The following is an 18,104-nucleotide window of genomic DNA, read 5'->3' on the forward strand; positions in this document are numbered from 1 at the left end:
GGCCCGCCCCACCCGTAACAGCTGGAACCAGAGCCGGAACCAGAGCCGGAACCAGAACGGGAACTAGAGCTGGAACGGCTTGCGCTGTGGAAGGTTCCACTGCGTCGCGATGGTGTTCCACAGCTTCGACGCCTGGGTCTTCTGCGTGGAGGCCGTGCCGCTCGCCCGGTCGCCCGCGCGGCGCTGCGGGGTGGCCTTGGCGCGGCCCTTGTGGCAGCCGCCCTTGCCCGCGACCTGGTCGGCCCACGCCGCGTAGTGGCTGTCCGCGGAGGCGGACGCCTGCCACGCCTTGGTGAGGGACTGCGTCAGCGCTGCGTTGCTGGGCAGCTTGTCCACTTCGAGCGCGGCGAGCCGGGTGACGAGCCCGGTGCGCTGGGTGGCGGCGCCGCGCAGGTCGCTGGCGGCCTTGCCGAGGTCCTTGCAGGCGCCGATGTTCGCGACGGCCCTGATGACCGTGTCGCGGCTGTTGTTCGAGTCGGCGAGGAGCTTGTCGAGCGCGACGGCCTGCGCCTTGGCGGGGTCGGCGGGCGTCGGGGACGAGCTGCCCGGCTCACCGGTCGCGGCGGCCGGCTTGGCGTCGTCGCCTTTGTTCTCGTCGCCCCCGCCGCTGATGAGAGCGCCCGCGCCGATGCCGACGACGAGGATGCCGACGCCGATGGCGGCGATGAGCGGCACCTTCGAGCCGGTGCGGCTCTGGCCCTTGCGGGCCGCGGCCCGCCCGGTGGGCTCGTACGGGCCCTGCGGCTGCGCGGCCGGACCGGGTCTTCCCGGTCTTCCCGGTCCGCCCGGTCCCGACGGTGCGCCGGGGCCACCGGGGCCGCCGGCGCGCGGGTCGAAGCGGGGCATCTGCTGCGTCGAGGCGGGCGCGTCCGGCTCCGGCTCGGTGCGGAAGAGGCTGTCGAACTCGGCCGGGGGCTGCCGGTCGCCGGGGGCGCCGGGGCGGATGCCGTAGGGCGCGCTCGGCGGCGGCGAGGGCACGGGAGCGATGTACTGCGTGGCATCGCTGTCGGTGCCCGCGGGCGGCATGGGCATGGAGCCGTACGGCTGCTGTTGCTGCGGGGGCGGCATCTGGCCGGGTGCGTTCGCGCGGCCCAGGTACTGGGTGGCGTCGGCGGGCACCTCGGGCGGCAGGGCCCCGGGCGGGACCGGCGCGATGTACTGCGTGGCGTCCGCGTCGGAGGGCGCGGTGGGGGCTATGTACTGCGTCGCGTCCGAGGAGGAGGCGGGCGGCAGCTGTGCCGAGTACTGCTGCTGCGGTGCGGCCGGGGGCAGCGGGGCCGCGGCGTGCGGCGCGTTCTCACCCGGCAGCGCGGGCGCCGCGGACGGCGCGCCCCACTCGTACGTGGGCATCGGGCCGCCGGAGGCCGCCTGCGCGGACTCGGGGCCCCACGGCTGGCCCCAGGGGCTGCCGCCCGAGGGGGCGACGTGCGACGGGTCGCCGCCGAAGGTACCCGGCAGCAAGGGCTCGCTGCCGTCGGCGGGCAGCACGACGCCTTCGTGTGCCTGCCGCACCGAGGGAAGGTGCGGATCCTCGCCCTGTCCGCTCTGCTGCGTCACCGGGACTCCTACGAATGGGGGACCTTCGGAATCGTCGGCTCACGCTACCGGGTCCCCGCACACACGTGCCACGCAGCTCAGAACCCCACAGCCTCCCCACACCCTCAAGTAACAAAACAGGCCCGCGGAACGCTGTTTAGCGCCCTCCCGAAGCGGGTTGAGGCGTCCGTCACACAAGCTTCACCCGTACGTCTCCTGCGCGCCGCTCACCAAACTTCACGCTGCCTGAAGATCAAGGCGCGCACCGAACTCCCGCACCACGGGTTCGTCCCGGTACGGCTCGAGGCGCTGCCTGAAGTCGTCCAGGTACTCGGCGCCCCGGTTCGAGCGCAGCGTGCCGAGGAGTTCCACCGCGCGCGTCCCCGTCTGACAGGCCTGCTCGACCTCGCGCTGCTGCACCTGCGCCGTGGCGAGCAGCACCAGACCGATCGCCCGGCGCCGCGCCCGCGACTGAGGATGCCCGGCCAGGGACGCCTCGGCCTGCCGCCGCGCCGCCTCCGCCTGACCCAAGTCCCGGTAGCAGTGCGCCAGTTCGTCCGCGAGATACGCCGCGTCGAAGTGCGCGATCCAGGCCGGGTCGTCGCCCGAGCCCGGCTCGGCCCGCTCCAGCGCGGCCAGCGCGCTGCCCGCCACCGCCTGCGTGGCCCGCGCGTCCCCGAGCAGGGCGTGGCCCCGCGCCTCGGCCGCGTAGAACATCGCCTCCGCGCGCGGGGTCACCCGCCCGCGCGCCCCCTCCTGCGCGGCGCGCGCCAACTGGGCGATCTCGCGCGGGTTTCCGAGCTGCGCCGCCAAGTGGCTCATGGACGCGGCCAGGACGTATCCGCCGTACCCGCGGTCGCCGGCGGCCTGAGCGAGGCGCAGGGACTGGATGTAGTACCGCTGGGCGAGGCCCGGCTGTCCGGTGTCGACGGCCATGTACCCGGCCAGCTCCGACAACCGGGCGACCGCCGCGAAGAGTTCACGCCCCACGGCCTCCCGGTACGAGCCCGCGAGCAGCCCCGACACCACGCTGTTCAGATAGTGGACGACCACCGGCCGCACATGCCCGCTGCCGTACTGGTGGTCAAGGTCCGTCAGCGCCTGGGTCATCGCCCGCACAGCCGCCACGTCCGACGCCCCGACCCGCGGCCCCGCCGACCGAGCGACCTGCGAGTCGGGTACGGAGATCAGCCAGTCGCGGCTCGGCTCGACCAGCGCGGACGAGGCCACCGACGACCCGGACAGGAAGTCCCTGCGCCCCACGTCGCTGCGCCACAGCTCGCACACCTGCTCAATGGCGCCGAGGACGGTCGGCGAGAACTGGAGGCCGACGCCCGACGCGAGGTTCTTGCCGTTGGCCATGCCGATCTCGTCGATGGTGACCGTGCGGCCGAGCTTGCGGCCGATGGCCTCGGCAATGATGCCGGGCGCCCGGCCGCGCGGCTGCTGCCCGCGCAGCCAGCGGGCCACCGACGTCTTGTCGTAGCGCAGGTCGAGGCCGTGCTCCGATCCGCACATGTTGACCCGGCGGGCCAGCCCGGCGTTCGAGCAGCCCGCTTCCTGGATGAGCGCCTGCAGCCGTTCGTTGGGCTGTCGCGCTACGAGAGGCCTTGCGGCCATGGCGTACCCCCTGTGTGCACCGTGGACCATCGGGCCGGCTCGGGCAGAGCCTGCCTCGAGGTGATCAATGCCCTCAGATCAAACGGAAGATGCGCCACAAAGAAGGGCAAAAACAAGCAAGAGCCTCAACTGGTAGCCGGTCGGTGGACAACACCCTCGTCTGGTCCTCCGGGCTGGCTACCCCCCTGCCGGGGCCATTCCTCCCGCGCGCCCCCGCCCATGCATCCATGCGCCCCACGTGCAGGATCGGTGCTGCGGGCCCCCGCGCGCGTGCGCCCGTAACCCCGGGTGGCGGCGGGAGTTGAGAACGTCGTGGAAGAGACCATCGGAGTCACCTCGGCAGTCACCTCGTCCGTCACCTCGCCTCCCCAGATCCCCAGGCAGCGCGGGGAGGCCCTCCTCGACGCCGCCGTGCGCTACGCGGAGGAACGCCACTGGGACGTGTTCCCCGGCACCTGGCTGGAGGTCGACGAGGGCAGGCAGCACTGCTCCTGCGGCGACGCCAGGTGCGCGGCCCCCGGTGCCCACCACGCCCGCGAGGACTGGGCGAACCAGGCGACCGGGAGTGCGACCGCCGCCCGCCGGCTGTGGTCCAAGCACCCCGCCGCCTCGATCCTGCTGCCGACGGGCCGCACGTTCGACGCGATCGACGTGCCCGAGACCGCCGGGTTCCTGGCCCTGGCCCGCATGGAGCGCATGGAACTCACTCTCGGCCCGGTCACCTGCACCCCCGACCGCCGGATGCAGTTCTTCGTCCTGCCGGGCGCCGCCGCGAAGGTCCCCGACCTCGTCCGCAAGCTGGGCTGGCCGCCCGCCTCCCTCGACCTGGACGCGCTCGGCGAGGGCGCCTACGTCGCCGCGCCGCCCACCCGCTTCGGCGGCCGGGGCGCCGTCCAGTGGGCCTGCCGCCCCACCGCCGCGAACCGCTGGCTGCCCGACGCCGAGGAGCTCATCTCCCCGCTGGCGTACGCGTGCGGGCGGGAGGGCCGCCGGTAGAACCCCGACAGCGACCCGCGCGGCCACGTATCGTGCGGGAACCGATGACGGCGACGAAGGGCGGCGGGCGGCACAGTGACCGAGGCCGGGGCGCCGGCCGTACGCGTACAGGACCTCTGGAAGGCGTTCGGCCAGAGCGTCGCCGTCGCGGGGATCGATCTCGTCCTTCCCGCGGGCAAGTTCATCGGCCTCGTCGGGCCGAACGGCGCGGGCAAGACGACCACCCTTTCCATGGTCACCGGCCTGCTCAGGCCCGACCGGGGCACCGTCGAAGTCGTCGGCCACGACGTGTGGCGCGACCCCGTCGAGGTGAAGGCCCGCATCGGGGTGCTCCCCGAGGGCCTGCGCCTGTTCGAGCGGCTCTCGGGGCACGAACTCCTCGCGTACACGGGCAGGTTGCGCGGCCTGCCCGGCGCCGAGGTCGACAAGCGCGCCGCCCAGCTCCTCGACGTGCTCGACCTCACCGGGGCCCAGCACAAACTCGTCGTCGACTACTCGACCGGCATGCGCAAGAAGATCGGGCTCGCCGCCGCGCTCCTCCACAACCCCGAAGTCCTCTTCCTGGACGAGCCGTTCGAGGGCGTCGACCCGGTCTCCGCGCAGACCATCCGCGGCGTCCTGGAGCGCTACACCGGCTCCGGGGCGACCGTCGTCTTCTCCTCCCACGTCATGGAGCTCGTCGAGTCGCTCTGCGACTGGGTCGCCGTCATGGCCGCCGGCCGCATCCGCGCACAGGGGCCCCTCGCCGAAGTGCGCGGCGGCGCGCCCTCCCTCCAGCAGGCGTTCCTCGAACTCGTCGGCGCGAACAGCCGCGACACCACCTCCGACCTGGAATGGCTGGGAGGCGGCAGCCGGTGACCACGACGACCGTCGCGCTGGTCCGCCTCAAGCTGGCGCTCCTGCGCAACGGGCTGCGCGGCTCCGCGGGCCGCCGCGCCGCCTACATCGCCACGCTCGTCGTCGTCACTCTCTTCGCCGCGCTCCAGCTCATCGGCCTGATCGCCCTGCGCGGCAGCACCCACGCGGCGACCCTCTGCGTCATCCTCACCGCCGTACTCGCCCTCGGCTGGGCGGTGATGCCGCTCTTCTTCCCCTCCGGCGACGAGACCCTCGACCCGACCCGCCTCGTCATGCTCCCGCTGCGGCCACACCCTCTCGTACGGGGTCTGCTCATCGCGTCCCTCGTCGGGATCGGCCCCCTGTTCACGCTCTGTCTCGCGGTCGGCGCGGTGATCGCCCTGGCGCACGGGGCCGCCGCGTCCGCCGTCGCGGTCCTGGCCGTCGCCCTCACCCTGCTCACCTGCGTCGCCCTCGCCCGCGCCGTGGCCGCCGCCAACATCCGGCTGCTCACCAGCCGCAAGGGACGCGACCTGGCCGTCCTCAGCGGGCTCGTCATCGCCGTCGGCGCGCAGGTCGTCAACTTCGGCGCGCAGAAGCTCGGTTCGTCCGGCGGCCTCGGGGCGCTCGACCCGGCGGGCGACGTACTGGCCTGGATCCCGCCCGCGTCCGCGATCGGCGCCGTCGACTCCGTCAGCCACGGCGCGTACGGCGTCGCGGCGGCCCGCCTCGTCCTGTGCGCGGCCGCACTCGCCGGACTCCTGTACGCGTGGCAGCGCGCCCTGACGCGTCTCATGACGTCCCCCGACGGCTCCACGCTCCAGGCCGCCGAACCCACCCGCCGCAGGCGCACGTCCCGCGGCCCCCGCCTCCTGCCCGACGGCCGCACGGGCACGGTCATGGAGCGCGCCCTGCGCTACGTGTGGCGCGACCCGAAGACCAAGGCGGCCTGGGTGACGTCCCTCGCCATCGGCCTGATCGTGCCGGTCTTCAACGCCCTCCAGGGCACCGGCTCCATCTACTTCGCGTGCTTCGCCGCCGGAATGCTCGGCATCCAGATGTACAACCAGTTCGGGCAGGACACCTCGGCGTTCTGGATGGTCGCCATGACCATCTCCTCGCCGCGCGACGCCTACGTCGAACTGCGTGGCCGCGCCCTCGCCCTCCTGACGATCACCCTGCCGTACGCGACGCTGGTCACCGTCGTCACGACCGCGATGCTCGGCGACTGGCGGGCCCTGCCCGAGGTGCTCGGCCTCTCCTTCGCGCTCCTCGGCGCGATGCTCGCCACCGGCGCCTGGTCGTCGGCCCGCTTCCCGTACTCGATCCCGCAGGAGGGCTACAAGAACGTCGCCCCGGGGCAGGCGGGCCTCGCCTGGATATCGATCTTCGGCGGGATGGTCGCGGCGGCCCTGCTGTGCGCACCCGTCATCGCCCTCGCGATCTGGCTGCACGTGTCGGGCGCCGAGTCCGCGACCTGGCTGCTGCTGCCGATCGGCGCCGCGTACGCGGCGGGGATCACCCTGGCGGGCCTGCGCCTGGCCGCCCCGCGCACGGCGGCCCGCCTGCCGGAGATCCTCGCGGCGGTCAGCAAGGGATGACGCGTGGCCCAGGGCGTGTCCCGCGTGTCCCCTGGAGCGCGTCAGATCCTGCTGAGCGCCGCCGTCGCGTACAGGACGTCGTGGATGGCCTCGCGGTCGCCGTCCTGTCCGGCGGCCGCCTCCTCCGGAGTGACGTGACCGGCCGCCAGGCGGCAGAACTCGGCGCCGTCCAGGGCGACATGGGCGACCTCGCGCTCCGCCGAGCCGACCGCGCCGGGCGAGTCCAGGGCGATGAGCCACTCGCCGCCGCCCGCCCCCTCGACCTCGAGGCGCAGCGTGCGGCCGGGCGCGCCCGCGGCGACCAGGCTGCGGGCCGGTGCGGCGAGGCCCGCGCGGCGGCGCCCGGCGAGGGAGCCGGGAAGCAGCCGGGCCGCCAGATCGATCATGCGGTTCAGATGGCGGGCCGACGGCGGCTCGTACGGGTAGTCCACCGCCTCGGCGATGTCCTCGGCGTGCACCCAGCACTCGAAGGCGCGGTCCAGCATCGAGTCGCGCAGCGGCAGGGTGAAGTCCCCGTACGGGACGGCCAGTTGACCGGATGCGCGGGTGCGGCCCGCGGAGCCGCCCGGGTCGGCCGCGAACGACACCGTGCGGATCACGGCGTGCGACTGCTCGCGCCAGGGGCCGCGGACGGCACGGGTCGGCGGGAAGTGCGAAGCCTTCCAGAACGTCTCCGTGCGGCTCTCCGGCGTGCGGCGCTCCTCGGGTGCGACGCCGAACAGCGGGTCGTCGAGGCCGAGTGCGACGGCGACCAGGCCGTCCACGCTCATCAGGTGCGTGAGGACGCCGGCGACGGTCGTCTTGCGGCTGACCCGGTCGTCCCCCTCGTACCAGCGAAGCCGTACGGGCGCATGCCACTCGGAGTCGCCGATGTCCCGGAGCAGGGCGTCGAGGCGGGCGGTCTCCGCGTCGTACGGGGCGGCCCACTCGGGGACCGGGATGCGGGGCGGGCGGCGGGTGAGGCAGCCCTCCAGGACGCGGGAGCGCAGCATCGGGTCGAGGTCGAGGCTCTCCTCGGAGTGCAGCAGGCCCACGGCGTCCCGCAGCCGCAGAGCCTCCTCGGCACACGGGCCGCAGCCGCCGAGGTGCTCGTCCACGGCGACGCTCTCCGCGGCCGAGCACGCGGCGAGCGCCCACGCGCCGAGCAGGGACTTGAGGACGCGGTGCTCCAGGACGAGCGGCTCGGAGACGTGGTCCGGCAGCGGGCGCCGGGTGTCCTCCACGGAGGAGCGCGGCGTCGGTATGCGGGCGCTCGCGGCGGCGTCGGGACGCCCGGCGCCCTCGAAGCCTCCGGGTTGCCCGGAGCCGTCGCGGTGGTCGGGGCTGTCGGGCTGGTCGGCGTTGCCGAAGGGGTCGGGCCCGCTCACAGCGCCCTCCCGTGTCCGGTACCCGGCGGGGTGCCGGACGTGCCGCTGTCGTGGGCCGTGGACAGGAGCTGGAGGCCGAGGCGCAGGCGGCGGCGCGCCTCGTCCTCGGTGACACCGAGGTCGGCCGCGGTCTGGCGGTAGTCCCTGCGCTGGAAGTAGGCCAGCTCCAGCGCGGCGCGCAGCGGGGCGGGCATCGAGGTGACGATGTAGTCGGCGCGGGCGGCGGCGGAGGCGTGCCGCACCCTGCGCTCCAGGTCCTCCGTGGTGCCCTCGCCGCTGCGGACGAGGGCGGCGGACTCGGTCTGGCGCAGGCGGTGGACCGCGCGGCGGTGGGTGAGGGTGGCGATCCAGGAGCGCAGGGGCCCCTGCTTGGGGTCGTACGCGTCGGGGTTCTCCCAGACGTGGGTGAAGACGTCGCGCGTGATGCGGTCGGCCGCGTCCTCGTCACCGAGCACGCGGTGCGCGAGCCCGTGCACGAGCGACGCGAAACGGTCGTACAGCTCACCGAGCGCCGCGGCCTCCCCGTGCGCGAGCCGCTGCTGCATCCTCCGGTCCCACCGGGTCGGAGTCTCCCTGGCCATGCGGCCCCCTCACCGTGTGCGTTCCCTCGAATGTAGTCGGACGCGCCGACAACGCACCTGCCTTTGCGGCAAAGGTCGACCTGGCCGGATGCGGATGGTAAGGAGGTGGTCACGTTGCGCGGACCTTTGGCGCCGAAAGCTGTGCAAAATCCGAACACTTGGGTCTTAATCGGGCCATATGTGATACGTCTGCGGTGGTGTTTCAGCACTCCGCGGCCGGGCAGCCGCGAGAGAAGACAAGCGTAAGCAGGGGTTCCGGATCAACGGGAGGAGTGGGGCGTGACGCTCAGAGTGACCGGGGGACAGCAGGGTGGCTGGGCCGTCGTACGGGTGTCGGGCGAGATGGATCTCGCCACCTCTCCCGCGCTGCGCCAGCAGGTGCACGACGCGGTCGCGGATGGCCGGCACAGCCTCGTCCTCGATCTCTCGCAGGTCCTCTTCTGCGATTCGAGCGGGGTCGGCGTACTGATCGCGGCCCGCCGGCTGATGCGTTCCTGCCGCGGAGAGCTCCGGCTGATCCTGCCCGCCAAGGGGGCCGAGGACGGCTCGCACGTCAACCGCGTCCTGTCGGCGCTCGGCGTGCGCCGCCTCTTCGAGGTGTACCCGGACGTGCTGAGCGCCGTGAACGACGAGGCGTCGCCCCTCTCGGCCTGACCGCGCGGATCCGACCGGCGCAGACCCGTGCGTCCGGGCGGCCGGGCGCGGAAGTTGTTGCGGAATTCTTCCGGTCTTGGCACAAGCGTCGCTGTGAGGGCCCCCGGCGCCGCTCCACGACGTACGCTCCCTGGCGAGGGGACGGGCAGGACCCGGACCACCACCGATGCGAGAGGCGGCCGAGGGGACATGGACCACGCCGAGAGCACCGATCACGCCGAGTACGAGCGCAGGATCGCTGCCCGCTTCGCCGGCTTCGACCAGGACGGCAACGGCTACATCGACCGCGAGGACTTCGTGACCGCGGCCAAGGGCCTGCTGGCCGAGTTCACCACGACGGCGCGCTGCGACAAGGGCCAGGCGCTCTACGCGGGCGCCGAGGCCTTCTGGCAGGGCATGGCCGGCATAGCGGATGTGGACGGCGACCAGCGCGTCAACCGCGAGGAGTTCGTGACGGGCGCGGTGAAGCGGCTGCGGGACAACCCGGAGCGGTTCGCGGAGATCGCCCGCCCCTTCCTGCGGGCCGCCATCGCCGTCGCGGACCAGAGCGGCTCGGGCCTCACCCCGGCCGCCGCGGAGCGCGTCCTGCGCGTCCTCGGCGTCGCCCCGTCCCTGGTGGGCCCGGTCGCCGCCGCGCTGGACGCGGACGGCGACGGGCGGATCTCCGAGGAGGAGATCGTCACCGCCTTCGCCCACTACTTCACCGTTTCGGAATAGCGTTCACCGGGCTTGTGCCCGCATAGCGCTCGCGCAGCTTGTACTTGAGCACCTTGCGCAGGGTGTCGTTGCGGGGAAGGGCGTCCACCAGTTCCAGCTGCTCGGGCAGCTTGTGCGTGGACAGCCCTTCCGACCGCAGATGGGACGCCATCGCCTCCAAGGTCAGCGGCTCGGTGCCCTCGCGCTGGACGACGACCGCGCACACCCGCTCGCCGCGCTCGGGGTCCGGGAGCCCCACGACCGCCGCGTCGCCCACCGCGGGGTGCGCGTGCAGCAGGTCCTCGATCTCCTTCGCGGAGATGTTCTCGCCCTTGCGGATGATGATGTCCTTGGCCCGCCCGGTGAGCACCAGATGCCCCGTGTCCCTCACGTGCCCGAGGTCGCCGGTGACGAGGAACCCGTCGCCGTCGAACGCGGCGGCCGACTGCACGGGGTCCAGATAGCCCTGGCAGACGGCCTCCCCGCGCAGCCTGACCTCGCCGTCCACGCCGTACGGGAGCTGCTTGCCGTCCGCGTCCGTGACCCGGATCTCCATGCCCTCGGGGGGCTTTCCCTCCGTCGTCGCGAGGTTCTCGGCGGTGTCGTCGGGGGCGCCCATCGTGATCATGGGGACCTCGGTCATGCCGTACCCGTGGGTGAGCTGACAGCCCATCTCCCGTACGACCGCGTGGTAGATCTCGGGCGGCTTGGGCGCGCCGCCGCCCGCGAGGAGCCGCAGCGTCGGGATGAGCCGGTCCTCGGGGGACTTGCGCTGTTCGGTCAGGAACATGGAGTAGAAGGCCGTGGAGCCGCCCGCGACGGTCACTCCGTGCCGCCGGTAGCCGTCGAGCGCGTCCGGCAGCGCGAACTGCTCGAACATCACCGCGGGGAACCCGTACAGGAGCAGCATGACCGTGTAGTCGGGGCCGGCTATGTGCGCGAAGGGGAACGCCATCGAGCCGACGTCGGACGCCGACAGGTGCAGGGCGTGCGCGAGGCAGGAGCCGCCGGCGATCAGTGAGCGGTCCGTGTGCAGGACGCCCTTGGGGTCGGAGGTCGTGCCGGAGGTCCAGTAGATCCAGCGCACGGCCGTGCCGTCGGTGGGCGGGGGCGGCAGTACGGACGGGTCGCCGTCGGGCAGCGTGTCGTACGCCTCGAAGATCCCGCGGGCGCCGAGGCGCCGGGCCATCTCCGTGTGGTCGAAGCCTCGCCACACGCCCGGGGTCGCGAAGAACTCGGCCTTCGACTCGCGCAGCGCGAAGCCGACCTCGCGGTCCCGGTAGAAGGGGATGACGGGGGACTGGACGGCGCCGATGCGGGCGAGCGCGAAGGAGAGCAGCGCGGTCTCGATGCGGGTCGGGAGCTGCCAGGCGACGACCGTGCCGGGGCGTACGCCCATGCCGTACAGGCCGGCGGCGACCCGCTCGCCGCGCTCGCGCAGCTCGCCGAAGGTCAGGCGCCGGTCGTCCTTCGCGTCGGGGGCGGACTGGATCAGTACGGGGGCGCCGGGGGTGAGGGCGGCGCGGCGCTCGATCAGCTCCCAGAGCGTCCCGGCGGCACCCAGGGCGTGTGCGGTGTCGTTCACTGCTCCCCCTCGAAACGGCAGACCGTACCTGACGGTTAGTCAGATCGTGCGCAGAGCGTAGAGCGCTGCGCCTTGTCGGTCCAGGGGTGCGGGGCTAGCCTGCTATCTGACGACCCATCAGAAACGCCATCAGAAACTGTCAGGTGAGGGGACACGATGGACCCGATGGAACTGCCCCGGATCATCAGCGTCGACGACCATGTGATCGAGCCCGCGCACCTCTTCTCGACCTGGCTGCCGGCGAAGTACCGGGACCGGGGGCCGCAGCCGCTCACGGCCGGGATCGGCGAGCTCGCCTACGTGGCGGGCAAGTACCAGATCACCATGGACCCGGACGGGCCCCCGACGGACTGGTGGATCTACGAGGACCTGAAGTTCCCGTACAAGCGCAACATCGCCGCCGTCGGCTTCGACCGAGACGACATGACCCTCGAAGGCATCACACGCGCGGAGATGCGGCGCGGCTGCTGGGACCCGAAGGCCCGCCTCGCGGACATGGACCTCAACCATGTCGAGGCCAGCCTCTGCTTCCCCACCTTCCCGCGCTTTTGCGGCCAGACGTTCGCGGAGGCCAAGGACAAGGAAGTGGCGCTCGCCTGCGTGCGCGCCTACAACGACTGGATGGTCGAGGAGTGGTGCGGCGACAGCGGGGGCCGCCTCATCCCGCTCTGCATCATCCCCCTGTGGGACATCGGCCTCGCCGTCGCCGAGATCCGGCGCAACGCCGCGCGCGGCGTCAAGGCCGTGACGTTCTCCGAGATCCCCACCCACCTGGGGCTCCCGTCGATCCACTCCGGCTACTGGGACCCGTTCTTCGCCGTGTGCCAGGAGACCGGGACGGTCGTCAACATGCACATCGGCTCCAGCTCGCAGATGCCCGCCGCGTCCCCGGACGCCCCGCCCGCCGTGCAGGCCTCGCTCAGCTTCAACAACGCGATGGCGTCGATGATGGACTTCCTCTTCTCCGGGGTCCTGGTGAAGTACCCGACGCTCAAACTCGCCTACTCCGAGGGCCAGATGGGCTGGATCCCGTACGCCCTGGAGCGCGCGGACGACGTCTGGGAGGAGCACCGGGCCTGGGGCGGGGTGCGCGACCTCATCCCCGAGCCGCCGTCGTCGTACTACTACCGCCAGATGTTCTGCTGCTTCTTCCGCGACAAGCACGGCGTGGCGTCCCTCGACGTCGTCGGCCGGGACAACGCGACCTTCGAGACGGACTACCCGCACGTCGACTCGACCTTCCCGCACACCAAGGACGTCGCCCTCGACCATGTGAAGGGCCTCGACTCCGAGACGGTCTACAAGCTCATGCGGGGCAACGCGATCCGCATGCTCGACCTCGACTTCGACCGCGCCAGGTAGCGGGCCGCGCCGTGGATCTGACGTACACGGACGAGGAAGAGGAGTTCAGGGCGCGGCTGCGGGAGTGGCTCGCGTCCGTGCTGCCGGGGCTGCCCCCGAAGCCGTCGCCGAACGACTGGCCGGGCAGGCGCGCCTACGACCTCGGCTGGCAGCGCAGGCTGTACGACGCCGGGTACGCGGGCCTGCACTGGCCCGCCGACGCGGGCGGCCGCGGTGCCACGCCCACGCAGCACCTCATATTCCTGGAGGAGACCGAGAAGGCGGGCGCGCCCTACGTGGGGGCCAACTTCGTCGGGCTGCTGCACGCAGGGCCGACCGTCGCGGCCGAGGGGACGCCGGAGCAGCGGGCGCGCTGGCTGCCGCCCGTCCTGCGCGGCGACGAGGTGTGGTGCCAGGGGTTCAGCGAACCCGACGCCGGGTCCGATCTCGCGGCGCTGCGCACACGCGCGACACGGGACGGCGACCACTACGTGGTCAGCGGGTCCAAGATCTGGACCTCGCACGCGGAGGTCGCCGACTGGTGCGAACTCCTCGTGCGCACCGACCCGTCCGCCCCCAAGCACCGCGGCATCTCCTGGCTCGCGATGCCGATGGACGCGCCCGGGATCACCGTACGGCCGCTGCGCACGCTCGCCGGGTCCGCCGAGTTCGCCGAGATGTTCCTCGACGACGTACGCGTCCCCATCGCCAACCGGGTCGGCGAGGAGAACGACGGCTGGCGCGTGACGATGGTGACGCTGTCCTTCGAACGCGGCACCGCGTTCGTGGGCGAGGTCGTCGCCTGCCGCCGTGTCCTGGGCGAACTGGCCGCGCAGGCCCGTAAGAACGGCCGCTGGGACGACGCCGTGCTGCGCCGCAGGCTCGGCCGCCTCAACGCCGAGTTCCGTGCCCTGTGGCGGCTCACCCAGTGGAACGTCAGCGAGGCGGAGCTGGAGGGCGGCGTCCCCGGCACCGGCGGCTCGGTCTTCAAGCTGCGCTACTCGCACGCCCGCCAGGAGCTGTTCGACGCCGCGGCCGAGGTGCTCGGCATCGCGGGCGCGCTCGACACGGACCAGGAGTGGACCCTCGACCGCCTGTCGTCCCTCTCGTACACGATCGCCGCCGGCACCTCCCAGATCCAGCACAACATCGTCGCCGAACGCATCCTCGGCCTGCCGAAGGACCGGCCGAAGGGCCTTCAGAGGGATCTCCGGAAGGGAGGGCGATGAGCATGCGCTTCCAGCTCACCGACGACCAGCGCGCCCTGCGCGACGGCGTACGGGACCTGCTCGCCGGGCGCTTCGACCGCGACGCCCTGCGCGCCGCCGTGGACACGCCCGGGCACCTGGACCGGGCGCTGTGGCGGGCCCTGGGTGACGCGGGCTTCTTCGCCCTGTGCCTCCCGGAGGCGGACGGCGGCGTGGGCCTGGGGCTGCCCGAGGCCGTCCTCGTCTTCGAGGAGGCGGGCCGGGTCCTGCTGCCGGGCCCGCTCGTCGCCACGCATCTCGCCGCGGGCACCGTGCCGGGCGCCGCGACCGGCGAGGCCGTCGTGACGGCGCCCGCCGGGGAACTCCTGCCGTGGCGGGACGCGTCGGACGTCGTCCAGGGAGACGCGGCCGGCGCCGTACCCCTGGCCTCCGTCGACCCGCTCACGCCCCTGCACAAGCTGCCGGGCCCGCACGTACCCCGCAGCCCCGAGGCCGTACTGCTCACCGCGGCCGAACAGCTCGGCTCCGCCGCGCGCACCTGCGAGCTGGCGGTCCAACACGCCCGCGAGCGCGAGCAGTTCGGGCAGCCCATCGGCGCGTTCCAGGCCGTGAAGCACCTGTGCGCCCAGATGTTCGTACGGGCCGAGCTGGCCCGAGCGGCCGTGTACGCGGCGGCTGTCACGGCCGACCCGGTCGAGATCGCCGCCGCCGAACTGCTCGCCGACGAGGCGGCCGTGCGCAACGCGCGCGACTGCGTCCAGGTGCACGGCGGCATGGGCTTCACCTGGGAGGCGGACGTGCATCTGCATCTCAAGCGGGCCTGGGTGCGCGCCGGGACCGGCCGTACGGCGCGCGAGACGGAGGAGGAGCTGGCGGCGGCGCTGTGACGTCCGGGGCTCGCCCTCAGCGCGGGGCGAACCCATGTACGGACGGTCACGGAACGTCGATATCGGGTTGTGTCCTGCGCGGGACTTGTCACGGCACGGAGTCGGGGTCCCGCTCGGGTACCTTGTGTGGGATGCGAGTGGTTCCGAGTCCGAGCCATCCCGGTGTTGCCCCTGAGGCGGCTCCGGATCCGGCGATGCGCGCCGTTCGCAGCGCACGGGAGGGCCGCGCGCCCGCCCGTTCGACTCCCCGCAGGACGCGTCGCACAGTATGGCGCACGCGTACTCCTTCGCGCTGGAATATGCCCGAAGCGCTTGTTGGGGTGACTGTACGTCAACCATGCTGTCTTCCAAGGGGATCACGGTCCGTGAGCTCCCTGACTTGTCACAGTCCCGAGGCGATGTGTCCGCCGGTTCGGATGGTGTGAGCGGTGCAGGTGCTTCAAGTTCAGCTGGAGGTCGGGGCGGATCCCGCGGAGGTGGGGCGAGCCCGCAGGTGGGCGCGCTCGCGTCTTGCAGGGTCCGGGATAGAGGCCGATGAGCCACTGGCGGAGACACTCATCCTGATCGTCTCCGAGCTCGTCACCAACGCCGTGGTGCACACCGGCTGTCCGGCCGTCCTGCGCATGCTGCTGCCGGGCGTCCCGGCGGAGGCCAGCGCCGGCACGGTCCGCGTGGAGGTGGCCGACGCCAGCGACCGGCCCCCCGCGCCGCGGCACGCCGACGGAGAAGAGACCAACGGCCGCGGACTGGAACTCGTCGACGGCCTGGCGGACCGCTGGGGCTGGCGGCCCGAGGGCACGGGCAAGGCCATCTGGTGCGAGATCGACCGCTGCGGCGCGCAGGGCGCGGGGGCGGGGACGTATCAGGGGATGGCGTACGAGGCCGTGTAGTTCCGCTTCCCGGTGCGTCAGTTCCGCCTCCCGGTGCGCCGGCGTGCCTCACCGATCCTCGGTGTGCGTCGGTTCGCGCCGGGCGTGCGCCGTCACAAAAGTCACATAACTGGCAAATCTCCTTACGGGTGTTGACGTCAGGTGTCCGTTTGATCACGCTTGTGGACAGCGATTCGTGGCGAGGGGACGCCAAGGGTTCCGGTGACGGGAGCCCTCGGTGAGTACGGGTCGTGCCGCGGCGGGCGGCTCTCCCAGGGGCCGGGGGAGCAGGGCCCCGGCGCCGGGGGGCGGACGGCGGTGCGAGCGCATCGCCGTCCACCCCCGAACTCCCGTACGGGACAAGCCTCTTGATGCCTTCCTGATCCCTAAAGGATCGCGACCGGGGCCACGGGTGTGCCCGTGCCGCCCACGAAGGGCTCGGGCATCGCCGACAGCAGGAACGCGTAGCGCGCATCTTGTGCACAGGCTGTGGACAAGCTCTCGAGATTCCAGTTCTGGCCCTGGATCATGCCCATTTCGACCAGGTCGAGGGCGTGCACCGGCAGCCAGAGGTTCTCGTGCTCCGGCGGGAAGATCTCGAAGGTGAGGGTGTCGTTCGCGACGGCGGCCACATCGCGCGCGTGGAACCACTCGGGCGTGCGCACGGACAGGCCGGGGGACGGATAGCCGTACGCGTGCTTGTCGCCCGCGAGATACGTCTGGATCTGGCCGGTGCGGACGAGGACGATGTCGCCGGAGCGGACCGTGACATGGCCGAACTCGGCGGCCTCGTCCAGGTCTTCGGGTGTCACGGCGTGGTCGCCGGGCAGCCGGTCCACGCCCTTCGCCGCCGCGACGTCGAGCAGGACGCCGCGCGAGACGATGTGCGGGGCCTTGTCGATGCCGCTGAACCGCGCGCCGCCGTGCGCCGTGATCGTGTCGGCGGGGCGGCCGTTGTAGATCCGGCCCGAGTGCGAGATGTGCGTGAGGGCGTCCCAGTGCGTTGCCGCCTGGAGCCCCATGGTCACCGCGTCGTCGCTGGTGGCGACGGTGCCGGGGCCGAACAGCTCGTGGTTGATCTGGACCATGGTGTGGAGCGGGTTGACGCGGCCCGGGATCAGTCCGGTCTGCACCCCGTCCTCCTTGAGGGGCAGCGCGAGCGGTACCCGGCGGCCCGTGCGGACGGTCGACGCGGCCTCGCGCACGACCTCGTCGGTGACCAGATTGAGCGTGCCGATCTCGTCGTCGGCGCCCCAACGGCCCCAGTTGTTGACGCGCTTGGCCATTTCGTGGAACTCGGCAGGCAACGACATGAGTGCTCCCCGGGGCTTGTCTTCCAGTAACTGACGAGTCATAGAATCTAACGGTCCGTCAGAAACCGCGGGAAGGGGCCGGACGTGGGGAACTTCTTGGCAGGCAAGGTGGTGGCCGTCACCGGGGCCGGGCGCGGCATCGGCAGGGCCGTCGCGCTCGCCTGCGCCGCCGAGGGCGCACGGGTCGTCGTCAACGACTACGGGGTGTCCATCGAGGGCGGCGAACCGGCGAGCGAGATCGCCGAGTCCGTCGTCAAGGAGATCGAGGCGGCCGGCGGCGAGGCCGTCGCCGTCGCCGACGACATCTCGACCATGGCGGGCGGTCAGCGGATCGTCGACGTGGCGCTCGCCCGGTACGGGCGGATCGACGGCGTCGTGTGCGTCGCCGGGATCCTGCGCGAGCGCATGCTGTTCAACATGTCCGAGCAGGAGTGGGACCCGGTGGTCGCCACGCATCTGAAGGGCACGTTCACCGTGTTCCGGGCGGCGTCCGCCGTCATGCGCAAGCAGGGGTCGGGCACGCTCATCGGCTTCACCAGCGGCAACCACCAGGGGTCCGTGGCGCAGGCCAACTACAGCGCCGCCAAGGGCGGGATCATCTCGCTCGTGCGCAGCGCCGCGCTCGGGCTGCACAAGTACGGCGTGACGGCGAACGCGGTCGCGCCCGTCGCCCGTACCCGCATGTCGGCGAACGTGCCCATGGAGCTCAAGGAGATCGGGGAGCCGGAGGACGTCGCCGCGCTCGTCGTCTATCTGCTCAGCGAGCGCGCCCGCGCCGAGAAGATCACCGGGCAGGTGTACACGATCGCCGGGCCCAAGATCGCGGTCTGGGCCCAGCCGAGGGAGCTGCGCTCGGGCTACGCGGAGGGCGGCTGGACGCCGGACAAGATCGCGGACTTCCTGCCGGGCACCGTGGGCGTCGATCCGATGCCGATGCTCGCGCAGCTGGAGGCGATGGCCGAGGCGGCCGCCGCGAAAGCGCGGCCCAATCAGTGACGTCGAGGTCGAAGTCG

At 72.5% G+C, this 18,104-nt stretch carries 16 protein-coding genes; 10 read left to right on the forward strand and 6 right to left on the reverse strand.

All coding sequences use genetic code 11. The features are described 5' to 3' along the window. Window positions 1–63: 63 nt before the first annotated feature. Together ACWIGU_RS18040 and ACWIGU_RS18045 are read right to left on the reverse strand one after the other, a co-directional pair. Entirely contained in the window at window positions 64–1,557 is a 1,494-nt protein-coding gene (locus tag ACWIGU_RS18040) for a hypothetical protein (protein ID WP_454401951.1), read from the reverse strand. Window positions 1,558–1,773: 216 nt separating this feature from the next. Then, a complete protein-coding gene (locus ACWIGU_RS18045; RefSeq protein WP_454401953.1) occupies window positions 1,774–3,156 on the reverse strand; it encodes a transcriptional regulator in 1,383 nt (460 codons plus the stop codon). Between the two features lie 312 nt (window positions 3,157–3,468). Between ACWIGU_RS18045 and ACWIGU_RS18050 the strand changes: the two genes are divergently transcribed. The 3 genes from ACWIGU_RS18050 to ACWIGU_RS18060 all read left to right on the forward strand — a co-directional run bounded on the left by ACWIGU_RS18050 (window position 3,469) and on the right by ACWIGU_RS18060 (window position 6,590). Continuing rightward, window positions 3,469–4,152 carry a bifunctional DNA primase/polymerase gene (locus tag ACWIGU_RS18050; protein WP_454401955.1) on the forward strand — a complete coding sequence of 228 codons (684 nt, stop codon included), beginning with the start codon at window positions 3,469–3,471 and terminating at the stop codon, window positions 4,150–4,152. A gap of 75 nt (window positions 4,153–4,227) precedes the next feature. After that, window positions 4,228–5,010 carry an ABC transporter ATP-binding protein gene (locus ACWIGU_RS18055; protein ID WP_454401957.1) on the forward strand — a complete coding sequence of 261 codons (783 nt, stop codon included), beginning with the start codon at window positions 4,228–4,230 and terminating at the stop codon, window positions 5,008–5,010. Further along, the gene (locus ACWIGU_RS18060) at window positions 4,986–6,590 is read left to right on the forward strand and encodes a transporter (RefSeq protein ID WP_454401959.1); all 1,605 of its coding nucleotides are present in this window, start codon (window positions 4,986–4,988) and stop codon (window positions 6,588–6,590) included. The genes ACWIGU_RS18055 and ACWIGU_RS18060 overlap by 25 nt, the downstream gene beginning before the upstream one ends. Before the next feature lie 41 nt (window positions 6,591–6,631). Here the strand turns inward: ACWIGU_RS18060 and ACWIGU_RS18065 are convergent, their stop codons facing one another. Both ACWIGU_RS18065 and ACWIGU_RS18070 read right to left on the reverse strand, forming a co-directional pair. After that, on the reverse strand, window positions 6,632–7,957 hold the full coding sequence (locus tag ACWIGU_RS18065; RefSeq protein WP_454401961.1) for an MDMPI N domain containing protein: 1,326 nt from the start codon (window positions 7,955–7,957) through the stop codon (window positions 6,632–6,634). After that, a complete protein-coding gene (locus ACWIGU_RS18070) occupies window positions 7,954–8,538 on the reverse strand; it encodes a sigma-70 family RNA polymerase sigma factor (protein WP_454401963.1) in 585 nt (194 codons plus the stop codon). The genes ACWIGU_RS18065 and ACWIGU_RS18070 overlap by 4 nt, the downstream gene beginning before the upstream one ends. Before the next feature lie 279 nt (window positions 8,539–8,817). Between ACWIGU_RS18070 and ACWIGU_RS18075 the strand changes: the two genes are divergently transcribed. Next, window positions 8,818–9,192 (forward strand): STAS domain-containing protein, encoded by a 375-nt coding sequence (locus ACWIGU_RS18075; RefSeq protein ID WP_454401965.1) that lies wholly within the window; start codon window positions 8,818–8,820, stop codon window positions 9,190–9,192. 189 nt (window positions 9,193–9,381) lie between these two features. Next, window positions 9,382–9,909, forward strand: a complete 528-nt coding sequence (locus ACWIGU_RS18080; RefSeq protein ID WP_382998784.1) for an EF-hand domain-containing protein — start codon at window positions 9,382–9,384, stop codon at window positions 9,907–9,909. On the opposite strand, the gene ACWIGU_RS18085 is transcribed toward ACWIGU_RS18080, so the two are convergent. Further along, entirely contained in the window at window positions 9,893–11,473 is a 1,581-nt protein-coding gene (locus ACWIGU_RS18085) for a class I adenylate-forming enzyme family protein (RefSeq protein WP_454401967.1), read from the reverse strand. The two genes, ACWIGU_RS18080 and ACWIGU_RS18085, sit on opposite strands and share 17 nt — an antisense overlap. Before the next feature lie 165 nt (window positions 11,474–11,638). On the opposite strand from ACWIGU_RS18085, the gene ACWIGU_RS18090 reads away from it, so the two are divergent. From ACWIGU_RS18090 to ACWIGU_RS18105, 4 genes are all read left to right on the forward strand, one after another. Then, window positions 11,639–12,835: an amidohydrolase family protein gene (locus tag ACWIGU_RS18090; protein WP_454401969.1), complete on the forward strand. Its 1,197-nt coding sequence runs from the start codon at window positions 11,639–11,641 to the stop codon at window positions 12,833–12,835. Between the two features lie 11 nt (window positions 12,836–12,846). Continuing rightward, entirely contained in the window at window positions 12,847–14,043 is a 1,197-nt protein-coding gene (locus ACWIGU_RS18095) for an acyl-CoA dehydrogenase (protein ID WP_454401971.1), read from the forward strand. A gap of 2 nt (window positions 14,044–14,045) precedes the next feature. After that, the gene (locus ACWIGU_RS18100) at window positions 14,046–14,909 is read left to right on the forward strand and encodes an acyl-CoA dehydrogenase family protein (protein ID WP_454402394.1); all 864 of its coding nucleotides are present in this window, start codon (window positions 14,046–14,048) and stop codon (window positions 14,907–14,909) included. A 428-nt stretch (window positions 14,910–15,337) separates the two neighbouring features. Continuing rightward, entirely contained in the window at window positions 15,338–15,799 is a 462-nt protein-coding gene (locus tag ACWIGU_RS18105) for an ATP-binding protein (RefSeq protein ID WP_375989455.1), read from the forward strand. 365 nt (window positions 15,800–16,164) lie between these two features. On the opposite strand, the gene ACWIGU_RS18110 is transcribed toward ACWIGU_RS18105, so the two are convergent. After that, window positions 16,165–17,091, reverse strand: coding sequence for a cyclase family protein (locus ACWIGU_RS18110; protein WP_454401974.1), 927 nt, complete (start codon window positions 17,089–17,091; stop codon window positions 16,165–16,167). Between the two features lie 84 nt (window positions 17,092–17,175). Between ACWIGU_RS18110 and ACWIGU_RS18115 the strand changes: the two genes are divergently transcribed. Further along, entirely contained in the window at window positions 17,176–18,087 is a 912-nt protein-coding gene (locus ACWIGU_RS18115) for an SDR family NAD(P)-dependent oxidoreductase (RefSeq protein ID WP_100596028.1), read from the forward strand. Window positions 18,088–18,104 lie beyond the last annotated feature (17 nt).

This window comes from Streptomyces sp. NPDC055400 (assembly GCF_053644375.1).

Coding starts and splice junctions, on each gene's coding strand:
- ACWIGU_RS18045 (WP_454401953.1), bottom strand. CDS start 3,156: ATGGCCGCAAGGCCTCTCGTAGCGCGACAGCCCAACGAACGGCTGCAG.
- ACWIGU_RS18060 (WP_454401959.1), top strand. CDS start 4,986: ATGGCTGGGAGGCGGCAGCCGGTGACCACGACGACCGTCGCGCTGGTC.
- ACWIGU_RS18070 (WP_454401963.1), bottom strand. CDS start 8,538: ATGGCCAGGGAGACTCCGACCCGGTGGGACCGGAGGATGCAGCAGCGG.
- ACWIGU_RS18080 (WP_382998784.1), top strand. CDS start 9,382: ATGGACCACGCCGAGAGCACCGATCACGCCGAGTACGAGCGCAGGATC.
- ACWIGU_RS18090 (WP_454401969.1), top strand. CDS start 11,639: ATGGAACTGCCCCGGATCATCAGCGTCGACGACCATGTGATCGAGCCC.
- ACWIGU_RS18100 (WP_454402394.1), top strand. CDS start 14,046: ATGCGCTTCCAGCTCACCGACGACCAGCGCGCCCTGCGCGACGGCGTA.
- ACWIGU_RS18110 (WP_454401974.1), bottom strand. CDS start 17,091: ATGTCGTTGCCTGCCGAGTTCCACGAAATGGCCAAGCGCGTCAACAAC.